Origin of the sequence: Streptomyces sp. SPB162 (assembly GCF_029504575.1) — a bacterium.
GTDB lineage: Bacteria > Actinomycetota > Actinomycetes > Streptomycetales > Streptomycetaceae > Actinacidiphila.
This window is the reverse complement of sequence record NZ_JAQFII010000001.1, coordinates 4,288,206-4,299,978: the sequence shown is the minus strand read 5'-3', so window position 1 is coordinate 4,299,978 and position 11,773 is coordinate 4,288,206. Positions and strand designations below refer to the sequence as shown.

9 protein-coding genes, 1 rRNA gene and 1 pseudogene are annotated in these 11,773 nt (G+C 70.3%); 7 read left to right on the top strand and 4 right to left on the bottom strand.

Features of this window, described 5'->3' with window-relative positions:
- Positions 1 to 22 precede the first annotated feature (22 nt).
- A complete protein-coding gene (locus tag M2266_RS19630; RefSeq protein WP_277439357.1) occupies positions 23 to 1,030 on the bottom strand; it encodes a bifunctional lytic transglycosylase/C40 family peptidase in 1,008 nt (335 codons plus the stop codon).
- 319 nt (positions 1,031 to 1,349) lie between these two features.
- On the opposite strand from M2266_RS19630, the gene M2266_RS19625 reads away from it, so the two are divergent.
- The 6 genes and pseudogenes from M2266_RS19625 to M2266_RS19600 all read left to right on the top strand — a co-directional run bounded on the left by M2266_RS19625 (position 1,350) and on the right by M2266_RS19600 (position 8,536).
- Positions 1,350 to 1,658 carry a hypothetical protein gene (locus M2266_RS19625; RefSeq protein WP_138358463.1) on the top strand — a complete coding sequence of 103 codons (309 nt, stop codon included), beginning with the start codon at positions 1,350 to 1,352 and terminating at the stop codon, positions 1,656 to 1,658.
- An 80-nt stretch (positions 1,659 to 1,738) separates the two neighbouring features.
- Positions 1,739 to 2,563 (top strand): hypothetical protein, encoded by an 825-nt coding sequence (locus M2266_RS19620; protein WP_277439356.1) that lies wholly within the window; start codon positions 1,739 to 1,741, stop codon positions 2,561 to 2,563.
- The gene (locus M2266_RS19615) at positions 2,553 to 3,899 is read left to right on the top strand and encodes a hypothetical protein (RefSeq protein WP_277439355.1); all 1,347 of its coding nucleotides are present in this window, start codon (positions 2,553 to 2,555) and stop codon (positions 3,897 to 3,899) included. The genes M2266_RS19620 and M2266_RS19615 overlap by 11 nt, the downstream gene beginning before the upstream one ends.
- The gene (locus M2266_RS19610) at positions 3,896 to 5,440 is read left to right on the top strand and encodes an SCO6880 family protein (protein WP_277439354.1); all 1,545 of its coding nucleotides are present in this window, start codon (positions 3,896 to 3,898) and stop codon (positions 5,438 to 5,440) included. The genes M2266_RS19615 and M2266_RS19610 overlap by 4 nt, the downstream gene beginning before the upstream one ends.
- A gap of 19 nt (positions 5,441 to 5,459) precedes the next feature.
- Positions 5,460 to 6,851, top strand: coding sequence for an ATP-binding protein (locus tag M2266_RS19605; RefSeq protein WP_277441274.1), 1,392 nt, complete (start codon positions 5,460 to 5,462; stop codon positions 6,849 to 6,851).
- Positions 6,852 to 6,945: 94 nt separating this feature from the next.
- Positions 6,946 to 8,536: pseudogene (locus tag M2266_RS19600) on the top strand (type IV secretory system conjugative DNA transfer family protein).
- 70 nt (positions 8,537 to 8,606) lie between these two features.
- On the opposite strand, the gene M2266_RS19595 reads toward M2266_RS19600, so the two are convergent.
- Positions 8,607 to 9,689: a LacI family DNA-binding transcriptional regulator gene (locus tag M2266_RS19595; protein ID WP_277439353.1), complete on the bottom strand. Its 1,083-nt coding sequence runs from the start codon at positions 9,687 to 9,689 to the stop codon at positions 8,607 to 8,609.
- Positions 9,690 to 10,013: 324 nt separating this feature from the next.
- Here M2266_RS19595 and M2266_RS19590 point away from each other — a divergent pair, with 324 nt between their 5' ends.
- Entirely contained in the window at positions 10,014 to 11,018 is a 1,005-nt protein-coding gene (locus tag M2266_RS19590; RefSeq protein ID WP_277439352.1) for a hydroxyacid dehydrogenase, read from the top strand.
- 19 nt (positions 11,019 to 11,037) lie between these two features.
- Here the strand turns inward: M2266_RS19590 and M2266_RS19585 are convergent, their stop codons facing one another.
- On the bottom strand, positions 11,038 to 11,547 hold the full coding sequence (locus M2266_RS19585) for a GNAT family N-acetyltransferase (protein ID WP_277439351.1): 510 nt from the start codon (positions 11,545 to 11,547) through the stop codon (positions 11,038 to 11,040).
- Between the two features lie 91 nt (positions 11,548 to 11,638).
- Positions 11,639 to 11,755 (bottom strand): 5S ribosomal RNA (rrf, locus tag M2266_RS19580).
- Positions 11,756 to 11,773: the final 18 nt, after the last annotated feature.

Below are 11,773 nucleotides of genomic sequence, written 5' to 3'. Positions count from 1 at the left end.
AGCTCATCCCCAGGCCATAGCCTCACGCGGAACCGGTGGTCGGCAGCGCCTGCGCACCGTCCTTCGTCACCCGGGTCCCACCGATGAGATCCGGTGTGTCGATCTTGTCGAAGCGGATGACCGCCCCGGTGTACGGGGCGTTGATCATGTACCCACCCCCGACGTACAGACCGACGTGGTGGATGGACCGGGGATCGTTGAGGTCGGTGGCGAAGAAGACCAGATCGCCCGGGAGCAGTTCGTCCCGCTTCGGGTGCGGCCCCGCGTTCCACTGGTCGTTGGCCACCCGCGGCAGCTCGATGCCCACCGATTCGTAGGCCGCCTTCGTCAGCCCCGAGCAGTCGAACCTGCCGCCCTGGTCTGCCGTCCCGTTGCCACCCCACAGGTACGGCGTGCCGAGCTTGCCCTGCGCGTAGTAGATCGCCGCCGCGGCCTGCTGCGAGGGCGCCACGCGGCCCACCGGCGCGGCGAAGCTCTTCTCCAGCGTCCTGATCGTCTTCACGTAGTTCTGCGTCTCGCGGTACGGCGGGATCCCGCCCGCGTGGATCACCGCGTAGGCGCCCGCGTTGTACGCCGCGAGCATGTTGTCGCTCCGGTCCCCCGGCACGTCCTTCACGTACCCGGCCAACTCGCAGTCGTACGAGGCGGCCGACGGGATCGCGTCCTGCGGGTCCCACACGTCCCGCTTCCCGTCGCCGTTCCCGTCCACCCCGTGCGACGCCCAGGTGCCCGGGATGAACTGCGCGATGCCCTGCGCGGCGGCCGCGCTCTGCGCCCGCGGATCCCAGCCGCTCTCCTGGTACAGCTGTGCGGCCAGCAGCGCCGGGTTGATCTCCGGGCAGAGGTTGCCCCACTTCTGGACGATCGACTGGTACATCGCCGGCACCGTGCCCTTGGCGAGCGTGACCGACCCGCCGCTCCCGCCGGCCAGCCCGGCGGCGGCCGAAAACGTACCGATCACCAGCAGCGCCATGAACGAAAGGCACAGCCCGAAGCCGAGTGTGACGGTGAGCCAGACCTTCTTCGCCATCAGACGAGCCTCTCAGGAGTGATTCCAGGGCTGCAGGGCACCGATGGTGACGGTGAGCCAGTCTTTCCGCAGCATTGGTTCGCGCCTTCGTTCCAATCGTTGCCCTACGGTGATGCTCGTGATACACAGAGTAGTCGTCTACGTCCCATCGAACACCGGTCCGTGCAACATTCTGGACGCTGCGGTCCGGATCACACGGGGGATCGTCGAAAAAGTCGCCGAGTCGACAAGATCCGGTTGACACATCGGCCAAGATAGACCCTGGACCCTTGCGCCCCGGCGAGGGCTCCAACTGATCGAGCGGGGTGGTGAGTTCCATATGTTCCTGGCAGCCACAAAGGGCGACATCAACACCATCATCGGTGGCATCGCCCCCAACTGGGGGCCCTTCGGGTCCCTGGGGAACGAAGCACGCGTGATGATCGAAGTGGTCATGGCGGTAGCGATCCTGCTCTGCCTCGCCATCGCGATCTGGGGCGCGGCCAAACAGCGGATCGGCGCGACAGCCCTCCGCGACACCTTCAGCGCCGAACAGGGCAAGGGTCTGATCATCGCCGGCCTCACCGGCGTGTTCATCATCGGATCCCTCGGCACGCTGTTCACCATCGTCTACGGCATGGCCGTGTAGTCGCCCAGCCCAGAGCCAGCCTGTCCCATGTCCCCGGGAGCCCGTCCCAGGCCCCCTCCCCCACCCGAGGCTGCGTGCTGATGCCCACTCACCCCAGCAGCGATACCGGCCAGGACGGCCCACCGACACGCACCCGCATGCCCGAAGGGCACGGCGGGTACGGCGCCGCGCCACGCCGCACCAAGCCGAGCCGGGCCCTGGTGACGGTCCTCGGCGTCGTCGTCCTCCTCGTCGCCGTGATCGTCCTCGCCAACCGCGGCAATGACAACACCGCCTCCAACGGTGCCACGGCCGGCGGCGCCAAGGGCACGAACGCGAACCCCACCGCCCCCACCGGCGAAAAGCCGGCCACAGGCGACAACGCGGGCATCCCGTCGGGCTACGCGAAGACGGAGCAGGGGGCGCAGTCGGCGGCGGCGAACTTCGCGGTGGCGCTGGGGGGTGACGGGATGTTCAACACGGACCGCCGCCACGCGATCATCAACGCGATCGCGGACACGAGCACGGTCGCCAAGATGCAGGCGGGCTTCGACGCCAACTATTCGAAGGCCTTCCTGGCCGGCATCGGGCTGACCGTGGACGGTGCCGCGCCGGCCGGCCTGACCTTCGTCAACCGCACCCTCCCGGCCGGAGCGAAGATCGACAAGTTCGACGGTGAAACGGCCGGGGTCTCCGTCTGGTGCGCCGGGATGTTCGGCCTGGCGGGCAACGCCTCGACCAAGCCGGTGACCAACAACTGGTTCACCGTCACCTTCACGCTGAAGTGGAACGGTTCCGACTGGAAGGTCCTGGACACAGGACAGAAGAAGGGTCCGACCCCGGTCAGCGGCGACAATCCCGTCTCCGGTGCCGGCGAGATCGCGGACGCGGTCAAGGGTTTCGGAGGGTTCACGTATGCGCGGTAGCCGACGTCTACGTGCCCTGTCCGTCGCAGGAGTCGTTGCGGGTGTCCAGACTGCCGCCGTTCTCCTCGCGACCCGTGCCGCCGCGGCGCCCACGCCGACTCCCACCCCGACGCCGACTCCCTCAACCAGCAGTGATCCCTGTGCGCTCATCTCGGGACCTGCCAAGGAGTACTGCGAGAAAGGCAAAGGCGGCGGTGGAGGGCCCTCCAACCCCCTCCCCGACACCCTCGACCCCCTGAGCGCCCTCGCGAAGGGCTGTGCCGACGCCGCCTCCTGGGTGATCACCAAGCTCTCCAAGGCGATCACGTCCACCACGCAGGTGGACTTCACCAACACCACCTTCCTGCGCCAGTACGCCGTCGTCTTCGCCGCCTCCACGATCCTGACGCTCGTCCTGTGGCTGCTGGCCGTCGCCAAGCGGGCCGTGCGCGGCGTGCCGCTGACGGAAGCGTTGACGGAGGCCGTCGGGTTCCTGTGGTTGACGGTGCTGGCCTCGGCGTTCACGCCGCTGGTGCTGTACACGGTGGTGTCGGCGACGGACGCCGTGACGGACGTGATCGCGGCCGGCACGTCCTCGAACACCAACACGTTCTTCGGTAACTTCTCCGCGGCCCTCGCCAAGGGCCAGGACATCGGCGGCGGCCCGATCATGCTGATCGTCGTGTCCATGGTGTCGGTGCTGGCCGCCGGCGTGCTGTGGCTGGAGCTGGTGATCAGGGCGGCGCTGCTCTACGTCGGCGCGCTGCTCGGGACCGCTGTGTACTCCGGGCTGGTCGACAAGAACATGTGGGGCCACGTCCGCCGCTGGGCGGGCATCATGATCGCCGTCATCCTCGTCAAACCGGTGATCGTGATCGTGCTGGGCCTGGCGGGGGCGCTGAGCGCGTCCGACGGGCCGAACTCGTTCTCCGCCGTCGTCTCGGGACTGGCGATCATCCTGCTGGCCATCTTCGCCAGCTTCATGATCTACCGCTTCGTCCCGGGCTTCGGCGACGACGTCGTGAGCCTGAAGAACAACCGCAAGGAAGCCGGCGGCGCCCAGGCCGCGGCCGTGATCTCCTCGCCCGCCGCGCTGGTGAAGCAGGGCATCAAGACGCACAGCGCGCGCGGCGGACCGCAGGAACAGGCAACCAGCGGGGGTGCGCAGCCGTCCAACCCGGTGTCCGGCGGCGTGGCGGCGCACGGCAGCCGCAACGGCAACCCCGGCCGGACCGGCGGCGGAGGCGGTGGCGGCGGTTCGAACGGAGTTCCGGCGGCGCCCGCGCCCCGCACCACGGCGAATCGCGGGAACAACAGCAACGGCAACGGAAACAAGCACGGAGGTGATAGCCGGTGACGTCCCAGCCCTTCACCCAGCCGCGCCGCACGTATCTGATCGGCAAGGCCCGTCCGAACGCGATCGTCGGCAAGAACCGGGAGACCGGGGAGATCGCGCTGATCGTCGTCGGCGCGTTCCTGGGCATGATGTGCGGCCTGCTGGTCCCGATACTTCCGTTGCGCATCCTGACGCTCATCGGGTGGCCGCTGCTGGCGTTCGCCGCCGTCTACATGCCGTACCGGCGGCGGACGTTCTACCGCTGGTTCGAGATCAACCGCACCTACCGCCGTACGCTGCGCCGCACCCCCGCGTACCGGTCCGCGGCCTCCGAGGCCGGTATCGGGCTCGACGGCCGTGAGGTCGAGATCGGGCCGCCGCCCGGCATCGGCCGGATCAACTGGCTGTCGGCCCCCTTCGGCCCCGACGAGATCGCCGTGCTGCTGCACATCGACCGCAGGACCGTGACCGCCGCGATCGAGATCGAGGGCCCCGGCGTCGGGCTGCGGGACAGCGAGGACCAGGAAGCCCTGGTGGAGCGGTTCGGCACGCTGCTCAAGCACGTGGCCAACGGCGACGGGTACGTCACCCGCCTCCAGATGCTCGCCCGCACGCTGCCCGCCGACCCGGACGCGCACGCGAAGGACGTCTCGCTGCGCGGCGACCCGCGGGCCGAGGCGTGGCTCGTGGACTCCTACGAACAGCTGCAGTCGATGGTGTCGACCTCCTCGGAGCAGCACCGCGCCTATCTCGTCGCCTGTATGCACTTCACCCGCGAGCTGGCCGCCGAGGGCCACGCGCTGGCCCGTGCCACCGTCACCCGCCGCTCCGAGATCGACAAGGACGCCGGCCTGGCCGCCGTCATGGCCCGCGAGCTGACCGACATCTGCGCCCGGCTCGCCGAGGCGGACATCCGGGTCCGCCAGCCGCTCGGCCAGGCCCGGCTGTCGTCCCTCGTCCACTCCATGTACGACCCGGACCACCCCATCGACCACATCCAGGCGATGACCCGGCGCAACGCCTGGCCCGCCGAGCTGGACGCGACCGAGCCGACGTACCTCCAGGCCAAAACCCGTGAGTCGGCCACCCGCGCACCCTGGCACCACTCCACCGCCTGGGTGAAGGAATGGCCGATGACGCCGGTCGGCGTCAACTTCCTCGCCCCGCTGCTCGTCCACACCCCGGACGTGATCCGCACGGTCGCGGTCTGCATGGACCTGGAGCCGACCGACGTCGCCATCGAGCGGATGCTGACCGAGAAGACGAACGACGACGCGGACGCCAGCCGCGCCGCCAAGATGAACCGGGTGATCGACCCCCGCGACGTCGCCCACCACGGCCGCGTCGACCAGCGGGGTGAAGACCTCGCCAGCGGCGCCGCCGGAGTGAATCTCGTCGGTTACATCACCGTAAGCTCCCGATCGCCGGAAGCACTTGCCCGGGACAAGCGTACGATCCGCGCGTCCGCGGGTAAGTCGTATCTGAAGTTGGAGTGGTGCGACCGTGAGCACCACCGTGCGTTCGTGAACACGCTGCCGTTCGCGACCGGTATCCGCCGCTAACAGGAGGCCCACCATGCCCATGCTGGACCCCCTCGCCGCGCTCACCGACGCGTTCACCGGCTTCCTGTTCGGGAAGGTGGAGTCGACGCGGCTGCCCGTCCGCACCTCCACCGGGCAGGCGCAGGCCGTATACCTGCCCACCGCCGCCCCCGGACTCGGCGACTCCGGCGTGATCATCGGCCGCGAGGTGTACTCCGGCAAGGGCTACATCTACGACCCCTTCCAGCTCTACGGCCAGCAGCTGCCCGCCCCGCACTGGCTGGTGCTCGGCGAGTCCGGCAACGGCAAGTCCGCGCTGGAGAAGACGTACGTGCTGCGTCAGCTGCGCTTCCGCGACCGCCAGGTCGTCGTCCTCGACGCTCAGGGCGAGGACGGCGTCGGCGAGTGGAACCTGATCGCCAAGGCGCTCGGAATAACCCCCATCCGGCTGGACCCGATGGCCGCGCTCAACGGCGGCATCAAGCTCAACCCGCTCGACCCGGCGATCGCCGCGACCGGGCAGCTCGCGCTGCTCCGCACGATCATCGAGGTCGCGATGGGGCGCGGCCTGGACGAGCGGTCCGGCTTCGCCCTCAAGGTCGCCCACGCGTACGTCACGGAGACCACCACCGACCGGCAGCCGATCCTCACCGACATCGTCGAGCGGCTCCGACATCCCATGCCGGACTCCGCCGAGGCGATGAACGTCGATGTCGACGACGTCCGGGCATGGGGCCTGGACGTGGCCCTCGTGCTGGACCGGCTGGTCGACGGCGACCTGCGCGGCATGTTCGACGGCCCGACGACCAACGGCATCGACCTGGACGCGCCACTGATCGTCTTCGACCTCTCCCACATCGACCGCAACTCGATCGCCATGCCCATCCTGATGGCCATCGTCGGCGTGTGGCTGGAGCACACCTGGATCCGGCCCGACCGGGTCAAGCGCGTCTTCCTCGTCGAAGAGGCCTGGCACATCATCAACAGCCCGTTCGTGGCCCAGCTCTTCCAGCGGCTGCTGAAGTTCGGCCGCCGCCTCGGCCTGTCCTTCGTCGCGGTCGTCCACCACCTGTCGGACGTCGTGGACGGCGCCGCGGCCAAAGAGGCCGCCGCGATCCTGAAAATGGCCTCCACGCGCACGATCTACGCCCAGAAGGCCGACGAGGCACGCGCGACGGGCCTGGTCCTCGGGCTGCCCCGGTGGGCGGTCGAGATCATCCCGACGCTCACCCCGGGTATCGCGGTCTGGGACGTCAACGGCAACGTCCAGGTCGTCAAACACCTGATCACCGAGGCCGAGCGCCCCCTGGTCTTCACGGACAGCGCGATGACGCAGTCGTCCGTCGAGCACGCGGCCGCGGTCGAGGCGGAGGCGGTGGCCGACGCGGAGATCGCCCTCGCAAAGCAGTTGGCCGACGACGCGGTGGCCTGAGGTGGCGGCGGAGCGACGCGGGACCACGGAGCGGCGGACGGAGGGCGGTGTCCCCGACGGACTGATCCTCGGGATCCTGGGCTTCCTGCTGGGCATGACCATCATGGTCTGGACGGCCACCGGCATCGCGGGGCTCTTCGCCCACGGCAGCTGGCCGGCCGCGGTGCACTTCACCCGCACCCCGCTGGCCATGCGCCACCTGATGGGCGACCCGCACGACATCCCCGGCGCCTGGCCCGAGTCCCCGCCGCTCGAACTCCCGGGCTCCGGGCTCTTCTGGGGCATCTTCATCGGCCAGTTGATGGTCCTCTTCGTCCTGACGGTCTTTCTCATCGGCGTCCTCACCCGCTACCGAGTGGTGCGCGCCAACCGCCGCGCCGCCCAGGAAGCCCAGGAAGCCCACGAAGCCCACGACGCTCATGCTCAGGACGACGTCGGCGCCGTCCCCCGGCCAGGGCCGTCGGCACCCGCGCCGGCACCCCTGTCCCCACCGGCGCCGGCGCCCGCACTACCCGTACCGACGGCGTACGAGGCGCAGCCGGTCGCGTCCGTCCCCGCGCCGGCCCCCCAGCTCGCGCCGGAACCACCGGGCGTGCCGACGGCGCACCAAGTGCCGGCCATCGCGCCGCCCGCACCACCCGCACTCGCCGACCCGCTGGCCGGCGGTGAACTGAGTCGTACGTACGTCCTGTTCGCCGCGCCGCGCGGTGACAAGGCCAAGCGCGCCGTGGAGCCCGCGATCCTGAACGCCGCCGGCGCGGTGATCGTCACGACCGCCGACGCCGAGACGTACCGCAGGACGGTCGGCGAACGCGGCAAGTTCGGCCCCGGTCTCCGTCTACGACCCCGCCCACCTGATCGATCTCCCGGGGCGGCTGCGCTGGGCCCCGCACACCGGCTGTGAGGACGCGCCGAAGGCGGCGACCCGCGCCGCCGCGCTCCTCGCACCGCTGCGGCCGACGAGCAGCCTGGACTCCCTGACGTTCGCGGCGGCGGAGACCCTGCTGCGCTGCTGGTTGCACGCGGCGGCCGTCGAAGGCCTGCCGTTCCGTCAGGTGCACCGCTGGGCGGCCGGCGGCGCCGCCGGCGGCGAGGCGGTACGGATCCTGCGCACGGCGCGGACCGCCGCGCCCGGCTGGAGCGGCGAGCTGGAGTCGGTGCTGCACGCCCACCCCGAACGCCGCGACGCCGCGCAAGCGTTGATACACCGGGGGCTGGAGTGTCTCAACTCGATCCATATCAGGGACGCCTGCAATCCCGGTCGAGCCGGAGCACCGGATTGGGAGTCGTTCGTCTCGGAGAGGGGAACGCTTTACGTGGTGGGTGAGGCGATCGAGGATCCCCGAGCCCGCCCGGGTGCGATGCCACTGCTGACCGCACTCGTATCGAGCGTGGTCGAGCACGGCCGGTCCATGGCTGCGAGGTCATCTGCCGGTCGGCTCGACCCACCAATCACGCTGGTGCTCGACGACATCGCGGCGCTGGCTCCGCTCCCCGAGCTGCCCGAGTTGCTGGCCACCGGGCAGGCCGAAGGGCTCCCGGTGCTCGCGGTGTTCCGTTCGCCGGAGCAGGCCAGGGACCGCTGGCGGACCGCGCTGTGGCAACAGGCGGACGTACGCCTCACGTTGGGCGACCCGCTCGGCTCGGTCTCCGACGAAATCCCGGACGCGGTTCAGCTCGGCTGAAGCGTTGCGGCCGTCAAGTCGTTGGGTCGCTGGGTCGTTGGGTCGCTGGGTCGCTGGGTCGTACGGGCGATCAGTCCCGCGGCGCCCGGCTCACCGAATCGCGCACCACGATGTGCGTACCCAGCAGATGGCGGCGCTGTGCGGGCCCGCCCGACACGTCCTCCGACAGCGCGATCCTGACCGCCTCCCGCCCCAGCTCGTACGAGGGGATGTGCACGGTCGTCAGGGGCGGGTTGAGGTCCTGCGCGAAGTGCTCGTTGTTGTACCCGACGACGGAGACGTCCTCGGGTGTCCGCAGCCCGGCGTCGCGCAGCGCGGACATCGCGCCCGCCGCGACCAGGTCGTCGCCCGCGAAGACCGCCGTGAACGCGGGCCTGCCGCCGGACGCCGCGATCATGGACCGCACCGCCGCGTAGGCGTTGTCCCGGCCGAGACCCGCTCCGGAGACCTGCGCCGGCTCCGGGTCCAGACCGTGGTCCGCGAGCGCGCGGCGGTACCCGGAGAGGCGCGGCTCGAAGGTGCTGTGGCCGGGGATCCGGCCGAGGAACAGGATCCGCCGGTGCCCGGCCGACAGCAGGTGGCTGGTGACCGCGTACGCACCCGCCTCGTTGTCGTACTCGACGACGAGCACCGGCATGTCGGGCGTCGGAGCCGGACGGCCGCAGAGCACCAGCCGCGACCCGGCGGCGGAGAGCGCGTGCGCGTACTCGTTCAGCCGGGCCCGGTACGGCTCGTCCTCGACGGCGCCGCCGACCAGCACCACCACCTCGGCCCGCTGCTCGCGCATCATCTGCACGAGAGCCAGCTCCCGTGCGACGTCCCCGCCGTGGCTGCAGACCAGGCACAGCCGACCGCGGGCCGCGGCCTCCTGCTCGACGCCCTGCGCGACCTCGGCGTAGAACGGGCTGTCGACGGCCTGCACGATGACCGCGACGGTCTTCGGGCCGGTGCCCGCCAGCGCGCGCGCCCGCGCGTCGATGACGTAGTCCAGGTCCTTCACGGCGCGCAGCACCTTCGCGCGCGCCGCGGGGGAGGTCGGGTAGTTCCCGGCAAGGACCCGCGAGACGGTCGCGACCGACACGCCCGCCCGCCCGGCGACGTCGCGAATGGTCACCCGGCGCTGCCCGCCGCCCCGTGCTGCTACTTCCGTCATGCCCGCATGCCCGCCGTCCGATTCCGTGCGCTTCCGGGCCGGCCGCCGGTACCGACTGCGGGCGCCCGACCGGCCGACCGGCGCCCCGCACACCTCGCCCCGCGCTGCCGCTCAGCGTAGCCGTGCCACGCCCGGCAGCCCGCGCACCCCAAAGCGTCCTCCCGCCCCCAGAGCTCGGCTCAGGCGCGGTCCTGTCGAGGTTGAAGGAAATGAACCGGTTGCCCGTGGCGTACGGCACTTGAGCCGGTGTTGTTCTTGACCCGGAAGCCGGGTGACCCTAGCCTCCGCTCAACGTTTGGTAACCGCTTACATCGTGGAGTTCTCATGACGGACCGACCGACCGCAGTCCTGGCCATGCGCGCGGACGTGGTCGACGCGGTGCTCCCCGCGGACCTGCGGGCCCGGCTCGAGAGCTGTGTACGACTCCATCCCAACGCCCTCACCAGTGGCTTCGACGCACCGGCCGCCCGTACGGCCCTCCACGACGCGGACCTGCTCATCACCGGCTGGGGCTGTCCCCTCATCGGCCCGGACATCCTTGCCACCGCGCCCCGGTTGGGCGCCGTCATCCACGCCGCCGGCTCCGTCAAGCACCATGTGCACCCGGCCGTGTGGCAGCGCGGGATCTCCGTCTCGTCCGCGGCGGACGCCAACGCGGGCCCCGTCATCGACTTCACCCTGGCCACCATCGTGCTGGCCGTCCGCCGCACTCTCAGCACGGCCGCCCAGTACACCCGTGGCGAACTGCCCGGCTTCGGCGAGCGGCAGGGGGGCGACGGTGCGACCATCGGCGTCATCGGGGCATCGCGCATCGGGCGGGGGGTCATCGGCCGCCTCACGTCCGCGAGCGCCGGCTACCGCGTTCTGCTCGCCGACCCCTACGTCTCCCCGGCGACGGCCGCCGAACTCGGCGTACAGCTCGTGGAGTTGGACGAGCTGTGTCGGTCCTCCGACGTCGTCACCGTGCACGCCCCTGACCTGCCCGAGACGCACCATCTGCTCGACACCCGACGGCTGGCCCTACTCCGCGACGGCGCCGCGCTCATCAACACCGCCCGGGGCCGGCTCATCGACACGGACGCCCTGCTCCGGGAGTGCTCCACCGGCCGCCTCGACGCCTACCTCGACGTGTCGGAGCCCGAGCCGCTCCCTCACGGGCACCCGCTGTTCCACCTCCCGAACGTCCTGGTCACCCCACACATCGCCGGCTGCCAAGGCCGTGAGGTCCGACGGCTCGGCGCCTATGCGGTGGACGAGGTGCGGCGCTGGACGCGGGGCGAGCGCCTGCTGGGTGAGGTCAGCGCGGCCGACCTGGAGCGGATCGCTTGAGGTGCCATGGCCTGGGGGGTCAGACGGACCGCGGGAGCTCCATCTCATACTCGGTCTGCGACTCGTCGAGCGGGAACGTCATCGTTTCGCCGGTCCTGGTGAACCCCAGTCGCGTATAGAAGGCCTGCGCCCGCGCATTGTCCTCGTGCACCCACAGCCGAACCCGGCCGATCTTTTCCGGCAGCTCCCAGGACCAGTCGATCGCAGCCTGCAGCATCCGGGCGGAGAGCCCGTTTCCGCGCCCCTCCGGCGCCATGTAGACGCCGACGATGTGCGTCTGCGGAACGGGGAACGCGGCGCCCACCTCGACCAGCACGGTGACGGATCCCACCCACTCGCCGGCCGCGTTGACGGCCACGAAGCCGGGGGTGGTTCCTCTGCGCTGCCACGTCTCCTCGGGGAACGCCGCTTCCGTCTCGTAGGTGTTGTCGAAGGCCACGCTGCTCGCCGGGTCCAGGAGCGCCGTCAGCCTCAACTGCTTGCGCCGCTCCCACTCGTGCGGCTCGGTGGCTCGTATCTCGTATTCCATAGGGCGATCGTGTCAGCCGTGCGGGCAGCATCGCAACGTAAAAAAACCTCAGGCCCGGGATCAGAGATCCCAGGCCTGAGGCTTAATGATTGTTCGGCGGCGTCCTACTCTCCCACAGGGTCCCCCCTGCAGTACCATCGGCGCTGAAAGGCTTAGCTTCCGGGTTCGGAATGTAACCGGGCGTTTCCCTAACGCTATGACCACCGAAACACTATGAAGTTAACCA

Bases quoted from the DNA above. Each gene is read 5' to 3' on its own strand.
- M2266_RS19625 (WP_138358463.1), top strand. From the start codon at position 1,350: ATGTTCCTGGCAGCCACAAAGGGCGACATCAACACCATCATCGGTGGC.
- M2266_RS19595 (WP_277439353.1), bottom strand. From the start codon at position 9,689: ATGACGGAAGTAGCAGCACGGGGCGGCGGGCAGCGCCGGGTGACCATT.
- M2266_RS19620 (WP_277439356.1), top strand. From the start codon at position 1,739: ATGCCCACTCACCCCAGCAGCGATACCGGCCAGGACGGCCCACCGACA.
- M2266_RS19605 (WP_277441274.1), top strand. From the start codon at position 5,460: ATGCTGGACCCCCTCGCCGCGCTCACCGACGCGTTCACCGGCTTCCTG.
- M2266_RS19615 (WP_277439355.1), top strand. From the start codon at position 2,553: ATGCGCGGTAGCCGACGTCTACGTGCCCTGTCCGTCGCAGGAGTCGTT.
- M2266_RS19590 (WP_277439352.1), top strand. From the start codon at position 10,014: ATGACGGACCGACCGACCGCAGTCCTGGCCATGCGCGCGGACGTGGTC.
- M2266_RS19630 (WP_277439357.1), bottom strand. From the start codon at position 1,030: ATGGCGAAGAAGGTCTGGCTCACCGTCACACTCGGCTTCGGGCTGTGC.
- M2266_RS19585 (WP_277439351.1), bottom strand. From the start codon at position 11,547: ATGGAATACGAGATACGAGCCACCGAGCCGCACGAGTGGGAGCGGCGC.